This window comes from Cupriavidus sp. GW823-FHT07A04 (assembly GCF_058794615.1).
In genome coordinates, this window is sequence record NZ_JBXAHA010000006.1 from 155407 (window position 1) to 173674 (window position 18268).

Annotated in this window: 18 protein-coding genes; 4 read left to right on the forward strand and 14 right to left on the reverse strand. The window is 64.2% G+C overall.

The window, feature by feature from the left end:
- Window positions 1-111: 111 nt before the first annotated feature.
- Entirely contained in the window at window positions 112-1575 is a 1464-nt protein-coding gene (gene guaB, locus AC1Q7Q_RS12380) for an IMP dehydrogenase (RefSeq protein WP_006163509.1), read from the reverse strand.
- A gap of 123 nt (window positions 1576-1698) precedes the next feature.
- Between guaB and AC1Q7Q_RS12385 the strand changes: the two genes are divergently transcribed.
- Window positions 1699-2667 carry a DMT family transporter gene (locus tag AC1Q7Q_RS12385; protein WP_150983476.1) on the forward strand — a complete coding sequence of 323 codons (969 nt, stop codon included), beginning with the start codon at window positions 1699-1701 and terminating at the stop codon, window positions 2665-2667.
- Between the two features lie 118 nt (window positions 2668-2785).
- Complete coding sequence (locus AC1Q7Q_RS12390) at window positions 2786-3355, forward strand: DUF4124 domain-containing protein (protein ID WP_492371713.1); 570 nt, start codon at window positions 2786-2788, stop codon at window positions 3353-3355.
- A gap of 29 nt (window positions 3356-3384) precedes the next feature.
- Here the strand turns inward: AC1Q7Q_RS12390 and AC1Q7Q_RS12395 are convergent, their stop codons facing one another.
- The gene (locus AC1Q7Q_RS12395) at window positions 3385-3732 is read right to left on the reverse strand and encodes an RnfH family protein (RefSeq protein ID WP_492371712.1); all 348 of its coding nucleotides are present in this window, start codon (window positions 3730-3732) and stop codon (window positions 3385-3387) included.
- Window positions 3725-4162 carry a type II toxin-antitoxin system RatA family toxin gene (locus AC1Q7Q_RS12400; RefSeq protein ID WP_150983478.1) on the reverse strand — a complete coding sequence of 146 codons (438 nt, stop codon included), beginning with the start codon at window positions 4160-4162 and terminating at the stop codon, window positions 3725-3727. Before AC1Q7Q_RS12400 ends, AC1Q7Q_RS12395 begins: the two co-directional genes overlap by 8 nt.
- Window positions 4163-4401: 239 nt before the next feature.
- On the opposite strand from AC1Q7Q_RS12400, the gene smpB reads away from it, so the two are divergent.
- Window positions 4402-4854, forward strand: coding sequence for an SsrA-binding protein SmpB (smpB, locus tag AC1Q7Q_RS12405; RefSeq protein ID WP_006164727.1), 453 nt, complete (start codon window positions 4402-4404; stop codon window positions 4852-4854).
- A 75-nt stretch (window positions 4855-4929) separates the two neighbouring features.
- On the opposite strand, the gene AC1Q7Q_RS12410 is transcribed toward smpB, so the two are convergent.
- From AC1Q7Q_RS12410 to ppsA, 3 genes are all read right to left on the reverse strand, one after another.
- Window positions 4930-5862 (reverse strand): SPFH domain-containing protein, encoded by a 933-nt coding sequence (locus AC1Q7Q_RS12410; protein WP_459371101.1) that lies wholly within the window; start codon window positions 5860-5862, stop codon window positions 4930-4932.
- A gap of 84 nt (window positions 5863-5946) precedes the next feature.
- Window positions 5947-6372 carry an NfeD family protein gene (locus AC1Q7Q_RS12415; protein WP_492371711.1) on the reverse strand — a complete coding sequence of 142 codons (426 nt, stop codon included), beginning with the start codon at window positions 6370-6372 and terminating at the stop codon, window positions 5947-5949.
- Between the two features lie 157 nt (window positions 6373-6529).
- Window positions 6530-8914, reverse strand: a complete 2385-nt coding sequence (gene ppsA, locus AC1Q7Q_RS12420; protein ID WP_492371710.1) for a phosphoenolpyruvate synthase — start codon at window positions 8912-8914, stop codon at window positions 6530-6532.
- A gap of 268 nt (window positions 8915-9182) precedes the next feature.
- On the opposite strand from ppsA, the gene ppsR reads away from it, so the two are divergent.
- Window positions 9183-10094 carry a posphoenolpyruvate synthetase regulatory kinase/phosphorylase PpsR gene (gene ppsR / locus AC1Q7Q_RS12425; protein WP_301542523.1) on the forward strand — a complete coding sequence of 304 codons (912 nt, stop codon included), beginning with the start codon at window positions 9183-9185 and terminating at the stop codon, window positions 10092-10094.
- A gap of 60 nt (window positions 10095-10154) precedes the next feature.
- Here ppsR and AC1Q7Q_RS12430 read toward each other — a convergent pair whose 3' ends face one another.
- The 8 genes from AC1Q7Q_RS12430 to bamA all read right to left on the reverse strand — a co-directional run bounded on the left by AC1Q7Q_RS12430 (window position 10155) and on the right by bamA (window position 18253).
- Window positions 10155-10937 carry a TrmH family RNA methyltransferase gene (locus tag AC1Q7Q_RS12430; RefSeq protein ID WP_416048775.1) on the reverse strand — a complete coding sequence of 261 codons (783 nt, stop codon included), beginning with the start codon at window positions 10935-10937 and terminating at the stop codon, window positions 10155-10157.
- On the reverse strand, window positions 10934-11644 hold the full coding sequence (gene rnhB / locus AC1Q7Q_RS12435; RefSeq protein WP_492371709.1) for a ribonuclease HII: 711 nt from the start codon (window positions 11642-11644) through the stop codon (window positions 10934-10936). The genes AC1Q7Q_RS12430 and rnhB overlap by 4 nt, the downstream gene beginning before the upstream one ends.
- On the reverse strand, window positions 11644-12849 hold the full coding sequence (gene lpxB / locus AC1Q7Q_RS12440) for a lipid-A-disaccharide synthase (protein ID WP_492371708.1): 1206 nt from the start codon (window positions 12847-12849) through the stop codon (window positions 11644-11646). The genes rnhB and lpxB overlap by 1 nt, the downstream gene beginning before the upstream one ends.
- Before the next feature lie 14 nt (window positions 12850-12863).
- Window positions 12864-13667, reverse strand: coding sequence for an acyl-ACP--UDP-N-acetylglucosamine O-acyltransferase (lpxA, locus tag AC1Q7Q_RS12445; protein WP_492371707.1), 804 nt, complete (start codon window positions 13665-13667; stop codon window positions 12864-12866).
- Window positions 13668-13768: 101 nt separating this feature from the next.
- On the reverse strand, window positions 13769-14218 hold the full coding sequence (gene fabZ, locus AC1Q7Q_RS12450; protein ID WP_150983486.1) for a 3-hydroxyacyl-ACP dehydratase FabZ: 450 nt from the start codon (window positions 14216-14218) through the stop codon (window positions 13769-13771).
- On the reverse strand, window positions 14215-15321 hold the full coding sequence (gene lpxD / locus AC1Q7Q_RS12455) for a UDP-3-O-(3-hydroxymyristoyl)glucosamine N-acyltransferase (RefSeq protein ID WP_492371706.1): 1107 nt from the start codon (window positions 15319-15321) through the stop codon (window positions 14215-14217). The genes fabZ and lpxD overlap by 4 nt, the downstream gene beginning before the upstream one ends.
- Window positions 15322-15355: 34 nt before the next feature.
- Window positions 15356-15883 carry an OmpH/Skp family outer membrane protein gene (locus AC1Q7Q_RS12460; RefSeq protein WP_492371705.1) on the reverse strand — a complete coding sequence of 176 codons (528 nt, stop codon included), beginning with the start codon at window positions 15881-15883 and terminating at the stop codon, window positions 15356-15358.
- A 36-nt stretch (window positions 15884-15919) separates the two neighbouring features.
- Window positions 15920-18253, reverse strand: a complete 2334-nt coding sequence (bamA, locus tag AC1Q7Q_RS12465; protein WP_492371704.1) for an outer membrane protein assembly factor BamA — start codon at window positions 18251-18253, stop codon at window positions 15920-15922.
- Window positions 18254-18268: the final 15 nt, after the last annotated feature.

Here is an 18268-nt window from a genome sequence, read left to right on the forward strand (position 1 = left end):
GGCTTGCGGGCGGCGCCGGGCGGCGCAGCCGGCGCGCGGCTGGCGGGACATCCAGGTCCCGCACAGCCGCCAGTTCATAAAGACCTGCCTGGTCGACTCACTGACACCGACTTAGTCGATGTAGTAGTTCGGCGCTTCCTTGGTGATCTGCACGTCGTGCACATGCGACTCGCGCATGCCCGCGGCGGTGATCTGCACGAACTCGGACGTCTCGTGCCAGTCGGCGATCGAGCTGCTGCCGCAGTAGCCCATGGAAGCACGCACGCCGCCGCACATCTGGTGGATGATGGCGGTGACCGAGCCCTTGTAGGCCACGCGGCCTTCAATGCCTTCGGGAACCAGCTTGTCGACGTTGGCGGTGTTGTCTTCCTGGAAGTAGCGATCTGCCGCGCCGTCCTTCATCGCGCCGACCGAACCCATGCCGCGGTAGCTCTTGAAGGAGCGGCCCTGGTACAGGAACACTTCGCCCGGTGCCTCTTCGGTACCGGAGAACATGCCGCCCATCATGACCACATGCGCGCCGGCAGCCAGTGCCTTGGCGATGTCGCCCGAGTAGCGGATGCCGCCATCGGCCACCAGCGGCACGCCGGTGCCCTTGAGGGCTTCGGCCACGTTGGAAACCGCAGTGATCTGCGGCACGCCCACGCCAGCAACGATACGGGTGGTGCAGATCGAGCCCGGGCCGATGCCGACCTTGACGCCGTCGGCGCCATGATCGACCAGCGCGCGCGCGGCGGCACCGGTGGCGATGTTGCCGCCGATCACCTGCACTTGCGGGTAGTTCTGCTTGACCCAGCGCACGCGGTCCAGCACGCCCTGGCTGTGGCCGTGGGCGGTATCGACCACGATCACGTCCACGCCAGCCTTGACCAGCAGGTCGACGCGTTCGTCGTTATCAGGGCCCACGCCGACTGCGGCGCCGACCCGCAGCTGGCCGCGGTCATCCTTGCTGGCCAGCGGATGTTCCACTGCCTTCTGGATGTCCTTGACGGTGATCAGCCCGTTGAGCTCGAAGTCCTTGTTGACCACCAGCACACGCTCGAGGCGGTGGCGGTTCATCAGGCGCTTGGCGTCTTCCAGCGATGCGTCTTCGCCCACCGTGACGAGCTTCTCGCGCGGCGTCATCTTGGCGCGCGCGGGCGCGTCCAGTTCTTCCTCGAAACGCAGGTCGCGGTTGGTGATGATGCCGACCACGGTCTTGCCTTCCACCACCGGGAAACCGGAGATGCCGTATTGATGTGATAGTGCAATCACATCGCGGATCTTCATGTCGGGGGGAATGGTGATCGGGTCACGCAGCACGCCGGATTCGTAGCGCTTCACGCGCGCCACTTCCCGGGCCTGGTCGGCCGGCTTCAGGTTCTTGTGGACGATGCCGATACCACCGGCCTGCGCCATGGCAATTGCCAGGCGGGCTTCCGTGACGGTATCCATGGCGGCGGATACCAGCGGAATGTTCAATTCGATCGAACGGGTCAGGCGGGTACGGAGCGAAACATCCCGGGGCAGTACCGACGAATAGGCCGGCACGAGGAGCACGTCATCGAATGTGAGTGCTTTCTGGACAAGACGCATAGCAATTCCTCTAGGCGCAAAACCGAATTATACAGGAATGGCACGTTTCTTGACGCGCCTGCGAGTGCCCTTGTTCAAGTCTGCTATGCTCTTTGTCTTTTTTTCAGGGATAGGCAAGCCACAATGGGTATTGGCGTACTGTGCGGCCTGCTGGCCGGCGCCTTCTGGGGCATGGTGTTTATCGCCCCCAAGCTGCTGCCCGTCTTCTCCCCCTGGGAACTCGCGATCGGCCGCTACCTGGCCTATGGGCTGGTCGCCTTCATCGCCGCGCTGCCGCTGATGAAGCGCATTGCGCGCAAGCTCACGCGCGCAGACTGCCTTGCGCTGCTGCGCCAGGCCTTCACAGGCAACCTGCTGTACTACGTGCTGCTGGCGTTCGGCGTGCAGCTGGCCGGCGTGGGCCCCACCTCGCTGATCATCGGCATCCTGCCCATCTCCGTGACCATCATGGGCCGGCGCGACCATGGCGCCGTGCCGCTGTCGCGCCTGATCTGGCCGCTGCTGGTGGTGGCCGCCGGCATCGCCTGCATCAATATCGACCTGTTCGCCGGCGGCGGACATGCGCACGGCGCTGCCGCGGGCGAGGCGGTGCGCACGGTCTGGCAACGGCTGGCCGGCGTGATGTGCGCGGCCGGCGCGCTGGTGTGCTGGACGCTCTACGCGGTCGACAACGCACGCTACCTGCAGCGCAACCCGCAGTACAGCGGCAATGAATGGTCCGCGCTGTATGGCATCTCCACCGGCGTGGTGTCGGTGGTGCTTGCGCTGCTGGCACTGCTGGGCTGGCTGGTCGCCGGCGACAGCCTGGATGCGGCCAGCGGCGGCCGCGACTGGCAGTGGTTCTGGATGGTCAACGCGGCCGTGGCGCTTGGTGCGTCACTGATCGGCAACAACCTCTGGAATATCTCCAGCCGCCGCCTGCCACTTACGCTCTCGGGGCAAATGATCGTATTCGAGACGCTGTTCGCGCTGGCGTACGGCTTTGTCTTCGACCATCGCCTGCCGCGCCCGCTGGAGATCGCGGCCATCGCGTTGCTCATGATTGGCGTGGCCTGGTCGGTTCGCTTGCACGCTGTCGACAAGTCTGCCTAAACTAGCGGCCAATCCCGTCAGCCAAGGGCGCACGAGTCACTCGCAAAGCGGGGTTCCAGCCCTGTGCGCCCTGCTGCCGCACGCACTCTCACCGCAGGCTGCCCCAACACGCTAAGCCATGAAACGATCGACCGCGCACATCAAGCTCGCCACGCTGGCCGCCCTCGCCTGCCTATGCCAGGCAGCCACCGCCCAGGCGGATTCACAATGGCAGTGGCGCGACGGCAGCGGCCGCATGGTCTACAGCGACGTGCCGCCGCCGCCCTCGGTGCCTGCCGCCAGCGTGATCAAGGCACCTGGACGCTTTGCCGGCAGCTTGCGCCCGGTCGAGCCGCCAGCCGCTGCAACCAGCCCTGCAGGCGTTGCCGCCGCCACCCAGGCTGCGCCGGCGCCGGGCGCAAAGGGCAATGGCAGTGTGAAAGCCGAGTCCATGGCAAGTGCCGAGGAAGCCTTCGAGAAACGCCGCGCCGCGCAGGCAAAGGCCGAAGCGGACCAGGCCGCCAAGGACCTGGCCGCGCAGGAGCGCCAGGTGCGCTGCGCGCAATCGCGCAACTATGCGACGTCCCTGCAGCAGAACCGCCGCATTGCCGTGTCAGCGCCAGATGGCTCGCCGCAGCAACTGAACGATGACGAGCGGCAAGCCGAATTGCAACGCGTCAACGCCGCGCTCGCACAAAACTGCGTCTGAGCGCGTGCGCAGCTCCGCGCCGGGGCCTGTCAGCCGCCACGCAGCCATTTCTGCCCTTCGCGCGTGCCGCCCTTGCGGGTCTTTTGCACGCGCCGGTTGCGGGCCGACTGGGGATCGGCCACCAGCGGGCGATAGACCTCGACGCGGTCGCCGGCCCGCACCAGGGTATCCGGCGTCTTGAGCTTGCTGAAGATGCCGACCCGCATGGTGGCGGGATCCACCTCGGGACAAGCCTGCAGCAGGCCCGAGGCCGCGATCGCGGCGACAATGCTGGTGCCGAAGGGCACCTCGACCTCCTTCAGGAAGGCGTCGCCTGGGCGGGCATAGCAAACCGAGATGCGCACCGGAGCCGCGGTGCCGGCGTCGTGCTCAGCCATTGCCGTAGACCATTTCGGCACGCTTGACGAACGCATCGACAAACGTATTGGCGATCATGCTGAACACCGGCCCGATGATTTTCTCCAGCAGGAAGCTGGAAAACTCGTAATGCAGGTGGAATTCGATCTTGCAGGCATCCTCGCGCAACGGCGTGAAGCGCCAGGAACCGCTGAAGGTCTTGAAGGGGCCATCCTCGAACACCATATCGATCTTGGTGGGCCGCTCCTGCGTATTGCGGGTGTGGAAATACTGCTTGATGCCGTTGAAGTGGATGTAGATCTTGGCGTCGAGCATCGTCTCGGTCTGCTCGAACACCTCCACGCCACCGCACCAGGGGAGGAACTTGGGATAGTCCTCGACTTGCGTGACCAGGTTGTACATCTGCTCGGCGGAATGGCCGAGCAGCACGGATTTATGGACGTCTGCCATGTAGTGGGGAATCATGGCCCGCGCAGGCGCCGCCAGCGCCATGACGCACTGCGGAATCCACCGGAGCGGGCCGGTTTGCTAGAATCCCGATTTTAGCCCACGCGCGCGCCGACGGCACCCCGGGCGCGCACGATAGCGCCCAAACCGCGGCCTGACGGCCTTGCACGGCCCTGCAGCGTCTTTCCCCTACGTTTTTTGGTGCTTGTTTTACTTATCTCCATTTCCACTATCCGGACCGCATGACCATCGCAGACAACAAGAAAGCCTTTTTCGACTACTTCATCGAAGAGCGATATGAGGCGGGGATCGTGCTCGAGGGCTGGGAAGTCAAGGCGATCCGCGCGGGACGCGTGCAGATCAAGGAAGGCTACGTGGTCATTCGCGACGCCGAGCTGTTCCTGATCGGCGCCCATATCAGCGCGCTGAACAGCGCATCCACCCACATCTCGCCCGACGCGGTGCGCACCCGCAAGCTGCTGCTCAAGGCAGAAGAGATCAAGCGCCTGATCGGCAAGGTGGAGCAGCGCGGCTTCACGATCGTGCCGCTCAACCTGCATTACACGCGCGGACGCGTCAAATGCGAGATCGGGCTGGCCAAGGGCAAGAAGATGTTCGACAAGCGCGAAACCGAGAAGGACCGCGACTGGCAGCGGGAGAAGGCACGCATCATGAAGGGTGCGGGCAAGGAGTAAAAGACCAAGGCAGCCCGGCGGCACGCCGCATGACTGCCTGCTCTGTGCAAGCCTTCTCCTTCAAGCCCCCTCGCTTCAAGCCCCCTTCTGCTGGCCTTTGACGATCTGCAGCGCCGACGCAATCATGGTGCTCATGTCGCCAAGGTTGCCCGGCACGATCAGCGTGTTGCCCTGCTTGGCCAGATTGCCGAAGGCGCTCACGTACTCCTCGGCCACCTTCAGGTTCACCGCCTCCATGCCACCGTCCGTGCGGATGGCATGCCCGATCTTCTCGATGGCCTGCGCGTTGGCCTCCGCCACCGCCAGGATCGCCGAAGCCTCGCCCTGTGCCCGGTTGATGGCCGCCTGCCGCTCGCCTTCGGACTTCTGGATGGCGGCCTCGCGCGCGCCCGTGGCCAGGTTGATCTGCTCCTGGCGCTTGCCTTCCGACGCGGCGATCAGCGCGCGCTTTTCACGCTCGGCGGTAATCTGCGCCTGCATCGCATGCAGGATTTCCTTGGGTGGCGTGAGATCCTTGATCTCGTAGCGCAGCACCTTCACGCCCCAGCTCGCGGCGGCCTCGTCCAGCGCATTGACCACGCTGTGGTTGATGTACTCGCGCTCCTCGAAGGTCTTGTCCAGCTCCAGCTTGCCGATCACCGAGCGCAGTGTGGTCTGCGACAACTGGGTGATAGCCACCACGAAATTGCTGGACCCGTAGGATGCCTTCATCGGATCGGTTACCTGGAAATACAACACGCCGTCCACCTGCAATTGCGTGTTGTCCCTGGTGATGCAGATCTGGCTCGGCACATCGAGCGGGATTTCCTTCAGGACATGCTTGTAGGCCACGCGATCGATGAAGGGCAGCACGACAGTCAGCCCCGGCGTCAGCGTGGCGCGGTACTTGCCGAGGCGTTCCAGCACCCAGGCATGTTGCTGCGGCACGATCTTGAAGCTTTGCGCCACCAGCACGATGACGGCGACCAGGATCAGCAGGGGCAGCAGGCTGCCGAAGAATTCGAACATGGGACCTCCGTGACGGGGTTGAGAAAAACGAACTGCAAAAAACGGGGAAAACCGAGGCCACGCCCTGCCTCGCCCTACCTTGCTCTATCGCGGGCTGACGAAGAGCGTGTTGCCGCGCACCTCGACGATGCGAAAACGCCCGGGCGCTGCCGGGCCAGCCGCCTGGAGTTCCACGTCCCAGTCGGTGCCGCGGTAGCGCACGCGTGCCCGCCCGGCGTCGCCCCAGGCCGGCACTTCTAGCTCCTGGCCGATGTCCGGGTTGACGTTGGGATCGCGCTCCGCCGCATCGCGCCTCACGCGCCCATAGCGGGAGCGCCGCAGCGCGACAAAGCCCGCTAGCGCCACCAGCGCCGCCAGCAGGGTCTGGGCGGCTGCACCAAGCCCGGCCAGCGCACCCAGGCCACCCGCCGCGGCGCCCAGCGCCACCATCAGCAAATACAAGGTGCCGAGGCCCAGTTCCGCGATCACCAGCACCGCGGCCAGCGCAAACCAGATGTAGTACGGCGCCATCTTTGCCTCCTTGCTTAACTGCTTACTTGCTTACGTGCTTACCGACGTTTGTCCTGGCCACGGCCAAAACAAAAAACCCCCGCAGCGCCAGGGCGCCTGCGGGGGTTCGGAACACCTGGCGCAGGGCCGGTGTACCGCTATTGTGACGTCAAATGCCTCAGGAAGCCAGTTGCTTCCAGGTATCGACCACCGAATCCGGATTCAGCGAGATCGACTTGATGCCTTCCTTGGCCAGCCACAGCGCAAAGTCCGGGTGGTCCGAGGGGCCTTGGCCGCAAATGCCAACGTACTTGTCCAGGCGCAGCGCGGTAGAGATAGCGCGCGACAGCATGAACTTGACGGCCGGGTCGCGTTCGTCGAAGTCCTTGGCCAGCAGCTCCATGCCGGAGTCCCGGTCCAGGCCCAGCGTGAGCTGGGTCAAGTCGTTCGAGCCGATCGAGAAGCCATCGAAGTACTGCAGGAACTCTTCAGCCAGGATGGCGTTGGACGGCACTTCGCACATCATGATGACGCGCAGGCCGTTCTCGCCGCGCTTCAGTCCGTGCTTGGCCAGCAGGCCGATGACCTTCTCGGCCTGGCCGAGCGTGCGCACGAACGGCACCATGATCTCGACGTTGGTCAGGCCCATGTCGTCGCGCACGCGCTTCATGGCCTTGCATTCCATCTCGAAGGCTTCGGCAAAGTCTTCGGAGATGTAGCGCGAGGCGCCACGGAAACCCAGCATGGGGTTTTCTTCGTCCGGCTCGTAGCGCGAGCCGCCGATCAGCTTCTTGTACTCGTTGGACTTGAAATCCGACAGGCGCACGATGACGGGCTTCGGGTAGAACGCCGCGCCGATGGTGGCGATGCCTTCAGCCAGCTTGTCCACGTAGAACGCACGCGGGCTGGCATGGCCACGGGCCACGCTTTCCACGGCCTTCTTCAGGTCGGCATCGACTTGCGGGTAGTCGAGGATGGCCTTCGGGTGGACACCGATGTTGTTGTTGATGATGAACTCGAGGCGGGCCAGGCCAACACCCTGGTTCGGGATCTGGCAGAAGTCGAAGGCCAGTTGCGGGTTGCCGACGTTCATCATGATCTTGACGTCGATCTCCGGCATTTCGCCGCGCTGCACTTCGGTGACCTCGGTTTCCAGCAAGCCGTCGTAGATGCGGCCTTCATCGCCCTCGGCGCACGACACCGTCACCAGCGTGCCGTCCTTGAGCAGGTCGGTGGCGTCGCCGCAGCCGACCACGGCGGGCACGCCCAGCTCGCGCGCGATGATGGCCGCGTGGCAGGTACGGCCGCCGCGGTTGGTCACGATGGCGGCGGCGCGCTTCATCACCGGCTCCCAGTTGGGATCGGTCATGTCGGCAACCAGCACGTCGCCGGGCTGCACGCGCTCCATTTCGGACGGGTCATTGATCACACGGACACGGCCGGTGCCGATCTTCTGGCCGATGGCGCGGCCGCTGGTCAGCACGGGCGCGGTGCCCTTGAGCTTGAAGCGCTGCTCTGCCTTGCCGGCGGACTGGCTCTTCACCGTTTCCGGGCGGGCCTGCAGGATGTAGATCTTGCCGTCGCGGCCGTCCTTGCCCCACTCGATGTCCATCGGGCGGCCGTAGTGCTTCTCGATGATCATCGCGTACTTGGCCAGCTCCGACACATCGGCGTCGGTGATGGAGTAGCGGTTGCGCAGTTCGATGGGCACGTCGACGGTCTTGACGCGGCCGGCTTCGCCCGGCGCGGTGAATTCCATCTTGATCAGCTTGGAGCCGATCGAGCGGCGGATGATGGGGTACTTGCCCGCTTGCAGCGTGGGCTTGAAGACGTAGAACTCGTCCGGGTTGACCGCGCCCTGCACCACCGTTTCGCCCAGGCCGTAGCTGGAGGTGATGAAGACGACATCGGGGAAGCCGGATTCGGTGTCGATGGTGAACATCACGCCTGCGGCGCCCACATCCGAGCGCACCATGCGCTGCACGCCGGCGGACAGCGCGACGATGTCGTGCGCGAAGCCCTTGTGCACGCGATAGGAAATGGCGCGGTCGTTGTACAGCGAGGCGAACACGTGGCGGATCTTGTCCAGCACATCGTCAATGCCGCTGACGTTGAGGTACGACTCCTGCTGGCCGGCGAACGATGCATCCGGCAGGTCTTCGGCGGTCGCCGACGAACGCACGGCGAACGAAGCCTCGGCGCCTTCGCGCTCCTCGGCACGCGCGTAGAACTCGCGGATTTCCTTTTCCAGGCGGGGCTGGAACGGCGCTTCGACGACCCAGCTGCGGATCTCGGCACCGGCTTCGGCCAGGGCCTTGACGTCGTCGACGTTGAGGGCCTTCAGGCGATCGGAAATGCGTTGGGTCAGGTTGCTATGAGCGAGGAAGTCGCGGAAAGCCAGCGAAGTGGTGGCAAAGCCGCCGGGCACACGCACGCCAGCTTCGGCCAGCTGCGAGATCATCTCGCCGAGCGACGAGTTCTTGCCGCCCACGGTTTCCACATCTTCCTTGCGCAACTGCTCGAACGGCAGCAGGTATGCGCCGTCAATTGCCGGGTTGTTCATAAAAGCCTCAAAACAAAGTAAGAAACCTGTTGCTGACGCCCGGAATATTGTTGGAGTTCTGCTACCGGACGGATCGCTTGGCTAAACAGCCCCAGCGGCTCACAATCGGTGTGCGATCGTGATTGCTGCAGCGCACATTGTTGACAATTCGTGGCCGAATCGTTGTGCCAACAGCGCTGGCGGAATTGCTTAGCGAAAAGATCGCCGCTATTCTACCGTGCCGCACCGCACTTTCGCGGAACGCGGATTCAAAAATAATTGTCCATACATGTCCCTCCCCGACGCTCCCCAGCCCGACGCTCCCGCCGCGCCCCTTGCGCCGCAGCACCCCCAGGAACCGCGTAAGGAGGAGGAGCGCCCCGCCATCCGCACGGTCTTTATCGTCTCCGATGGCACCGGCATTACCGCCGAGACCTTCAGCCACTCGATCCTGGCCCAGTTCGAGATGCGTTTCCGCAAGGTGCGCATGCCGTTCGTCGACACGCCCGAAAAAGCACACATCGCGGTGGGCAAGATCAACGAGGCCTTCTACGCGGAAGGCGTGCAGCCCATCGTCTTCACCACCCTGGTCAACCAGGAGTCGAACAAGGCGATCCGCCGCGCCAAGGCCATGATCCTGGACATGTTCCAGACCTTTATCGAGCCGCTGGAAAAGGAACTCGGGCTGAAGTCCACCCATGCGATCGGACGTTTTCACCAGAACGCGGACACCGAGGCCTACCAGAACCGCATCGAGGCGATCAACTTCTCGCTCGCGCATGACGATGGCCAGTCGCACAAGAACCTGGCCGAGGCCGACATCATCCTGGTGGGCGTGTCGCGCAGCGGCAAGACCCCGACCAGCCTTTACCTGGCCATGCAGTACGGGCTGAAGGCGGCCAATTACCCGTTGATTCCCGACGACTTCGAGCGCGGCAAGCTGCCTACCGCACTCTACGCGTTCAAGAGCAAGATCTTCGGGTTGTCGATCAACCCGCAGCGCCTGGCCGAGATCCGCAATGAGCGGCGCCCGGGCAGCAAGTACGCTGCGCCGGAAAACTGCCGCTACGAGGTCAACGAGGCCGAGGCCATGATGCGCCGCGAGGGCATCAAGTGGCTGTCGTCCACCCACAAGTCGATCGAAGAGATCGCCACCACGATCCTGCAGGAGATCAAGGTGGACCGCGACAGCAACTATTGAGTCAGCTGACGCCGCACGGCGGGCGCGCAGGCCCGTCAGTGCGGCGAAGTGGTGGCAGGCTTAACCAGGACGGCGCTGCCGCACCGCCTCGAACAGGCAGATCGCCGTCGCGGCCGCCACGTTCAGCGACTCCAGCCCGCCCGGCTGGGGAATGCCCACCGTGCGGCTGACCTTGGCCATCCACTCCGGGCTCACACCCGCGCCTTCATTGCCGACCACCCAGCCTACCGGTGCGCGCAGGTCCGTGTCGAACACAGCTGCCTGCGCGTGCGAAGACGTGGCCAGCAGCGGCACCGCCAGGCGCGGCGCCAACATGTCGAGCGTGCAGTGCTCGACAATGTTCAGGTGGAAATTGGCGCCCATGGCGGCCCGCAGGGTCTTGGTGGACCAGGCGAAGGCGCTGCCCGTGACGAGGAAGGCGTGCTGGATGCCTGCGGCCGCGGCGCTGCGCAGGATAGAGCCGACATTGCCGGCATCCTGGACGCCGTCCAGGATGATGCAATCGGTGTCGATATGCGACGGCAGGTGGCCGGAGGGCGTATCGATGACCAGCATCAGGTCGATGCCGTTGACCACGCCGGCGATCAGATCGAACAAGGCATCCGCCAGCAGGACCACGCGCTCGGGCTCGATCTGCCTGAGCAGCTGCGCCACCTCGGCATGATCGTAGTGCCGCTCCGACACCACGCACTGCACCGGCTGGCCCAGCGCGTCCAGGTAGGCTTGCGCCAGGTGCACGCCATCCAGCACCGACTGCCCCGCCTTGCGGCGTGCATGCGTGGAACCAGTCAGTGCCTTGAGGTGCTTGAACAGCGCGTTTTCGCGCGACGTGACGTGTTTCACTGTAGCGGCTCCGGGAATGCTGGCGCCGGGATGGCGGCCACGGGCGCGATCCGCCCCATCGCGATGGCTTCGCGCACGGGCGCAAACGAGCGCCGGTGGTGCGGCGTGGCGCCGAACTCGGTGAGCGCGGCCAGGTGCTGCGGCGTGCCGTAACCGGCGTGGGCATCGAAGCCGTACTGCGGGTATGCGGCATGCAGCACCAGCAACTCGCGGTCTCGCGCCACCTTGGCGAGGATGGAAGCCGCCGAGATGGCCTGCACCTTGGCATCGCCTTTCACGATGGCCTCGACCGCAAAGCGCACCTGCGGGCAGCGGTTGCCGTCGACCTGCACCAGGTCCGGCTCCAGGCCGGAATCAGCCAGGCCATGCACGGCACGCTGCATGGCCAGCATGGTGGCATGCAGGATGTTGATCGTGTCGATTTCTTCCACCGAAGCCTGGGCGATATGCCAGCCCAGGGCGCGCTCGCGAATCTCGTCGAACAGCGCCTCGCGGCGGCGCGCGGTCAGCACCTTGGAGTCCGCCAGGCCCTGGATCGGGCGGGCCGGATCCAGCACCACGGCGGCGGCATAGACCGGGCCGGCCAGCGGGCCCCTGCCCGCTTCGTCCACGCCGCACAAGTGGCGTGCCTGCGCGGCGGTGCCGGCCAGGTCAAAGCCGAGCTGGGCCGCATCGCCCTTCGCAGTGGCTGTGGGTCGGCGCGCCATTACACGCCCCTCCGCTGCCGGATCAGGTCGGCGACCACGGCCGAAGCGATCTCGGCGGTATTGCGTTTAAGCGTCTGGTGCATCTGGGTGAAATGGTCCCGCAGGAACGCGGTATTGCCTTCGTCGTTCAACTGCAGCAGCGTCTCGCGCGCCAATGCCTCGGGCGTGGCGTCATCCTGCAACAACTCGGGCACGACAAAACGCCCGGACAGGATGTTGGGCAGGCCCACATACGGCAGATAACCCTGCCGCTTCATGATCTGCGCGGTCAGCCAGGGCACCTTGTACGAAATCACCATGGGCTTCTTGTACAGCGCGGCCTCCAGCGTGGCGGTACCGCTAGCCAGCAGGATCACGTCGGCGGCTTCCATGGCCAGGTGAGACTGCCCGTCGACGACGGTCAGCGGGATCTGCGGATACTGCTGGTGCAGGCCCGCGACGATCTCTCGCAGCGGCGCGCTGGCAACCGGCAGCACAAAGGCGAGATTGCCGTCCATGCTGTGCATGCGCGCCATGGCCGCGAAGAAAGTCGCGCCCAGGTTGCGCACCTCGGACTGCCGGCTACCGGGCAGCACGGCCACCACGCGCGGCCCGGCCGGCAGGCCAAGCTTCTCGCGGGCGCCCTGCGTGTCCGGCACCATCGGGATCACGTCGGCCAGCGGATGGCCCACATAGGTGGCGGGAATCCCGGCGCGGGCGTAGATCTCCGGCTCGAACGGAAACAGGCACAGGATGTGGTCGACCGCGCGCGCGATGGTGCGGATGCGCCCGCCGCGCCAGGCCCAGATCGACGGGCTGACGAAGTGCACCACCGGAATGCCGGCACGGCGCAGCGGCACCTCGAGCCCGAAGTTGAAATCCGGCGCGTCCACGCCGATGAAGCACAGCGGCGGCTGCGCCAGCAGCTTTTCCTTGATGGCGCGGCGCGTGGCGAGAATCTCGCGCAGCGAGCCCAGCACCTCCACGTAGCCGTTGACCGAGAGGGTGTCCATCGGCCATTGCGACTCGAACCCCTGCGCCATCATGCGGGGGCCGCCAATGCCGGCATAGCTCACTTCACCGAGGCGGGCCTTGAGCCCGCCCATCAGCAGGGAGGCAAGCAGGTCGCCGGAGTTCTCGCCAGCCACCATGGCAATGGTGCCGCGATTGCCCGCACCCGCCGCAACCGGCGTGGCCTCCATGGCCGGTAGGACACCGTCGACCATGGCTGTATCCGGCTTCAGCGCACAATGCCGCGCTGCGTGGCGGCAATGAAGTCGAGGAAATCCTGCAACGCAGCCGTGGCGGTGCCTTCGGCCTGCGCAATCAGTTGCGCGATCTCGTTGCGGGCGGCTTCAAAGCTCAGGTCGGACTTGTACAGTACCTTGTAAGCCTGGCGCAGGGCCGCGATCTGCGCGGCGTCAAAGCCACGGCGGCGCATGCCTTCCACGTTGATGCCGTGCGGCGTAGCCTTATTGCCGCCCTTGTCGCCAGCGGCGATCACGAACGGCGGCAGGTCCTGCACCAGGGCAGAGGCGCCGCCCAGCATGGCGTGCGCGCCGATGCGCACGAACTGGTGCACCCCGCTCATCCCGCCAAGAATGGCCCAGTCGCCCACCTGCACGTGGCCGGCGATCTGCGCGTTGCTGGAGAACACCGTGTGATTGCCCACCTGGCAATCGTGCGCGATGTGCACGTAGGCCATGATCCAGTTGTCGTCGCCGATGCTGGTCACGCCCTGGTCCTGCACCGTGCCGGTGTGGATGGTGGTGAATTCGCGAATGGTATTGCGATCACCGATCACAAGCCGGGTCGGCTCGTTGCGGTACTTCATGTCCTGCGGCGTGCCGCCCACCGAAGCGTAAGGCCCGATGCGGTTATCCGCGCCAACGGTGGTATGCCCTTCGATGGTGGTATGCGCGCCCACCTGGGTACCGCTGCCAAGGCGCACGTTGGGACCCACGATGGAAAACGGCCCGACGGTCACGTCGGCTGCAAGCTCGGCCTTCGGGTCAACCAGTGCGCTGGGATGGATTTGCGTCATGCGTCCTGTCCTATGGTCTGAGATGAAAAGATTGAACGGTCAACACAGTGAGCCAAATACGTCCAAGACCTGCCCAGGGCGTAGCCCCGAAGGCAGGTTTCTTAGTCGGCTTGTTTGACGGTGCACATCAACTCAGCTTCACAAGCCACCTTGTCGTCGACGGTGGCAAATGCCTTGAACTTCCAGATGCCGCGGATATAGCGCTCGACAGATACCGTCATGTGCAGCTGGTCGCCCGGCGTCACGACCTGCTTGAAGCGCGCGCCGTCGATGCCGACCAAGTAATACAGCGAGTCTTCCTTGCGCTCTACGTCTTCGCCGAAGGTCAGCAAGCCGGCCGACTGCGCCAGCGCTTCGAGGATCATCACACCCGGCATTACGGGGTGACCCGGGAAATGGCCCTGGAAGTACGGCTCGTTCATGGTGACGTTCTTCAGCGTTTTGATACGCTTTTGCGGCTCCAGTTCAAGCACGCGGTCTACCATCAGGAACGGGTAACGATGCGGCAGCAGCTTGAGGATCTTGCGGATGTCGATATCGACGGCGTTCATGGTTTTTTCTCTTCGGTATGCTGGATAGATTTGCCGGCGTCCTGCCCTTGCAAGCGCTTCTCGAGCTGGATCACGCGATCGCGCAATTTGCTCAGGCCTCGCAAGGTGGCTGCGGTGCGTTCCCACTCGCCATGCGGCTGGACCGGGAACACGCTGGTGAAATGCCCGCCGGGCTTGGAAATGGATTTAGTGATCGAAGTGCCACCGGACACCGTGGTGCGGTCGGCAATGTTCAGGTGGCCGGCAAAGTTGGCAGACCCCCCGATCACGCAGAAGCGCCCGACCTTGGTACTGCCGGCAATCGCTGCGCATCCCGCGATCACAGTATGCGCGCCCACCCGCACGTTATGCGCGATCTGTACCTGGTTGTCGAGCTTGCAGCCGTCCTCGATGACCGTGTCGGCCATGGCGCCGCGGTCGATGGCGGTATTGGCGCCGACCTCGACGTCATTGCCCAGCACAGCACGGCCGGTCTGGGGAATCTTGACGTACTCGACGCCAGCCGGGCCAATGTCCGGGGCAAAGCCGAAGCCATCCGCCCCCAGCACCACACCGCTGTGCAGTATGCACCTCATGCCCACCACGCATTGGTGATAGACCGAGACATTGGCGTAGATCAGCGTGTCATCGCCAATCTGCGCCCCGGCGCCGACAAAGCCGTTGGCCAGGATACGCACCCGCTCGCCTAGCCGGGCCCCACTCTCGATCACCACGTTGGGGCCAATAAAGCAGGACGCCGGCACCACGGCATCGGGCGCCACGCTGGCGCGCGGGTCGATGCCGGTACGGTGGTCGGTATTGGCGCGGCGATCGAACCCCTGCGCGATTCGCGCAAAGCACACGTAGGGATTGCGTGCCACCAGCCAGTTGCGGCCGTCGGCCTGCCCTTCGGCGCGAATGCGCTCCAGGTCGGTCGCCGACACAATCACGGCGCCGGCGCCGGAGGCCAGCGCCTGCGGCAGGTACAGGGGATTCGAGAGAAACGAGAGCTGGTCGGGACCGGCCTGGTCGAGCGGCGCGAGGCCGCGCACGGCGAGGTCGGGATCACCCACAACCTGCGCGCCGGTATCGGTGGCGAGCTGACCCAGTGTGGGTGTTTGCATGGCAGTACTTCCTTGGACGGCGAAAACTGGCAGCTTACTTGCTGCCGGCGTTCAACGCTTTCATCACATCGTCGGTAATGTCGATGCGAGGATTGACGTACACGGCCTCTTGCACGATCAGGTCGTACTTGCGCTGCTCCGCAAGCTGACGGATCACGCGGTTGGCGCGCTCGAGCACCTGGGCCAGTTCCTCGTTGCGGCGCTGGTTCAGGTCCTCGCGGAATTCACGTTGCTTGCGCTGGAATTCGCGATCGAGATCGGCCACTTCGCGTTGACGGCGCTGGCGGTCGGCATCGGCCAGCACGGCGGTGTCCTTGTCGAGCTTGTCGGCCATGCCCTTGATCTTCTGGGCCATGTCCTGCAACTCGCGGTCGCGCTTGGAGAACTCCTGCTCCAGCTTGACCTGGGCCTGCTTGGCAGGCACCGAATCACGCAGGATACGCTCGGAATTGACCGCGGCGATGCGCGCTTCCTGCGCCGTGGCGGGCGCGGCTGCCAGCAGCGCACCAACCGTCAGCGCAGCCGCCGTCAGGCTTTTGATCAGTGGGAATGTTGTTTTCATGAATCCGTTCCTCAATCTTCTATCTTCTATGCCCGATCAGAACGCAGTACCGATCTGGAACTGGAAGCGCTGCACCTTGTCGGTCTCATCCTTCTTCAGCGGGAAGCCCACGCTGATCTTGAGCGGACCGATCGGCGAGAGCCAGGACATGCCCAGGCCCGTCGAATACTTGAGCTGGCTGAACAGTATCGGGGCCCCTTCCTCGTACACGTTACCAAAGTCGAAGAAGGTGAACAGGCGCAGGGTCCGGTCCACGCCAGAGCCCGGCAGCGGGAAGATGAATTCGACGTTGCCGATCATCTTGGAAGCGCCACCAATCGGGTTGCCGTTCTGGTCCTTCTTGCCCAGCGTACTGGTCTGGTAGCCGCGAACCGAACCGATACCACCGGCGTAGAAGTTCTTGAACACCGGGAACGGCGTGTTGCCATAGCCGTGACCGTAAGCCACTTCACCGTTGAAGGCCAGCGTGAAGGCCTTGGACAGCGGATAGAAATATTGCTGCTGGGCACTGGCGCGATAGTACTGCGTATCGCCGCCGGGCACGCCCACTTCAAGGTTGACCTGCGTGTAGGGTCCCTTGGTGGGGACCAGCGCGCTGTCGCGGCGATCGCGGGCCCAGCCGATCGTGAACGGGAAGTTGTTGATCGGATCGCCGCTCGACTTGCCGATCTTGTTCAGCCACTGGCCGTACTGGATCGGCGTGTTCGGCGAAATGGTCACCTGGGTGCGCTCGTAGCCGATACCGAAGAACACGGTATCGGTTTCCGTAAACGGCACGCCGAACTTGACGTTGCCGCCTTCCGATACGATCTTGTAGTCCTGGTCACCGGTGTAGTACAGCGGCCGCGACGTACGGTAGTAGATATCGGTTGAGCGGCTGATGCCGTCCACCGTGAAATACGGGTCGTACTGCGTCAGCGAGATCGTGCGGAAGGACTTCGCGGTGTTCACGTCCAGGCCCAGGCTGGTACCCGACCCGAACACGTTGTCCTGGCGCAGGCCGGCTTGCAGCACCAGCTTGTCCGTGGAGGAGAAGCCCAGGCCCAGGCTGATCTGCCCGGTCGGCTTCTCGGTCACGTTGACGTTGACATCGACCTGGTCGGGCGCGCCGGGCACGTCCTCGGTGGTGATGTTTGTGTCGGTGAAGTAGCCGGTACGGTTGATACGGGCCTGCGATTGCGTCAGCTTTTCGCTGTCGAACCACGAGCTTTCCATCTGGCGCATTTCGCGGCGCACCACTTCGTCGCGCGTCTTGCTGTTGCCCACCACGTTGACGCGGCGCACATAGACGCGACGGCCAGGATCGACCATCAGGGTCAGCGCGACTTCACGCTTTTCCTTGTCGATCTGCGGCTGCGGGTTGATGGTGGTGAACGCGTAGCCGTAGGTGCCCAGCAGGTCGGTAATGGCCTTGGTGCTCTGGGTCAGCTTCTCGGACGAGAAGACCTCGCCCTTCTGCAGCTTGAGCAGCTTTTCCATCTCGGCCTGCTTGCCGAGCAGCTCGCCCGCCAGGCGGATATCCGACACCTTGTACTGGTCGCCTTCCTTGATGTTCAGCGTCAGGAAGATGTCCTTCTTGTCCGGCGTGATCGACACCTGCGTCGATTCGATGGCGAACTCGAGGTAGCCACGGTTCAGATAGTACGAACGCAGTGCTTCCAGGTCGGCGGTGAGCTTCTGCTTGGAATACAGGTCGTTCTTGGTGTACCAGGACAGCCAGTTCGGAGTCGACAGCTGCATTTCATCGCGCAGCGTGCTTTCCTTGAAGGCCTTGTTGCCGACGATATTGATCTGGCGGATCTTGGCCACCGGACCTTCGTCGACATTGAACACCACCGACACGCGGTTGCGGTCGACCGGGGTGATCGTGGTCTGGACGTCGGCGGCATAGTAGCCACGCGCCACGTACTGACGCTTGAGCTCCTGCTCTGCCTTGTCGATCAGGGCCTTATCGTAGTACCGGGCCTCGGCCACGCCCACCGCGCGCAACGAGCGGCGCAGGGTGTCCTTGTCGAATTCCTTGATGCCGACGAATTCGAGCTGGGAAATGGCGGGACGTTCTTCCACCTGGACCACCAGCACGCCGTCCTCGGAACGGATCTGGACGTCCTTGAAGAACCCGGTGTTATACAGGGCACGAATGGCGTCCGCGCCCTTGTCGTCGCTGAAGGTTTCGCCGACCTTGACCGGCAGGTAGCCGAACACCGTACCCGGCTCGACCCGCTGCAGGCCCTCGACACGAATGTCCTTGACGACGAATGGCTCCGCGGCCCAACTCACTGGGGTCCAGGCTGCGATGATGGCACTCGCCAGCACGCCCAGCGAGATGCGCTTATGTCTGATCAATCTTGATCCCCTCTTTGATTCCATGCAGGATTGGGCTCC

Coding starts and splice junctions, on each gene's coding strand:
- AC1Q7Q_RS12385 (WP_150983476.1), top strand. CDS start 1,699: ATGGGTATTGGCGTACTGTGCGGCCTGCTGGCCGGCGCCTTCTGGGGC.
- lpxB (WP_492371708.1), bottom strand. CDS start 12,849: ATGGTCGACGGTGTCCTACCGGCCATGGAGGCCACGCCGGTTGCGGCG.
- AC1Q7Q_RS12390 (WP_492371713.1), top strand. CDS start 2,786: ATGAAACGATCGACCGCGCACATCAAGCTCGCCACGCTGGCCGCCCTC.
- bamA (WP_492371704.1), bottom strand. CDS start 18,253: ATGGAATCAAAGAGGGGATCAAGATTGATCAGACATAAGCGCATCTCG.
- AC1Q7Q_RS12395 (WP_492371712.1), bottom strand. CDS start 3,732: ATGGCTGAGCACGACGCCGGCACCGCGGCTCCGGTGCGCATCTCGGTT.
- AC1Q7Q_RS12460 (WP_492371705.1), bottom strand. CDS start 15,883: ATGAAAACAACATTCCCACTGATCAAAAGCCTGACGGCGGCTGCGCTG.
- lpxA (WP_492371707.1), bottom strand. CDS start 13,667: ATGACGCAAATCCATCCCAGCGCACTGGTTGACCCGAAGGCCGAGCTT.
- fabZ (WP_150983486.1), bottom strand. CDS start 14,218: ATGAACGCCGTCGATATCGACATCCGCAAGATCCTCAAGCTGCTGCCG.
- smpB (WP_006164727.1), top strand. CDS start 4,402: ATGACCATCGCAGACAACAAGAAAGCCTTTTTCGACTACTTCATCGAA.
- rnhB (WP_492371709.1), bottom strand. CDS start 11,644: ATGGCGCGCCGACCCACAGCCACTGCGAAGGGCGATGCGGCCCAGCTC.
- ppsR (WP_301542523.1), top strand. CDS start 9,183: ATGTCCCTCCCCGACGCTCCCCAGCCCGACGCTCCCGCCGCGCCCCTT.
- ppsA (WP_492371710.1), bottom strand. CDS start 8,914: ATGAACAACCCGGCAATTGACGGCGCATACCTGCTGCCGTTCGAGCAG.
- AC1Q7Q_RS12415 (WP_492371711.1), bottom strand. CDS start 6,372: ATGGCGCCGTACTACATCTGGTTTGCGCTGGCCGCGGTGCTGGTGATC.
- guaB (WP_006163509.1), bottom strand. CDS start 1,575: ATGCGTCTTGTCCAGAAAGCACTCACATTCGATGACGTGCTCCTCGTG.
- AC1Q7Q_RS12400 (WP_150983478.1), bottom strand. CDS start 4,162: ATGGCAGACGTCCATAAATCCGTGCTGCTCGGCCATTCCGCCGAGCAG.
- AC1Q7Q_RS12410 (WP_459371101.1), bottom strand. CDS start 5,862: ATGTTCGAATTCTTCGGCAGCCTGCTGCCCCTGCTGATCCTGGTCGCC.
- lpxD (WP_492371706.1), bottom strand. CDS start 15,321: ATGCAAACACCCACACTGGGTCAGCTCGCCACCGATACCGGCGCGCAG.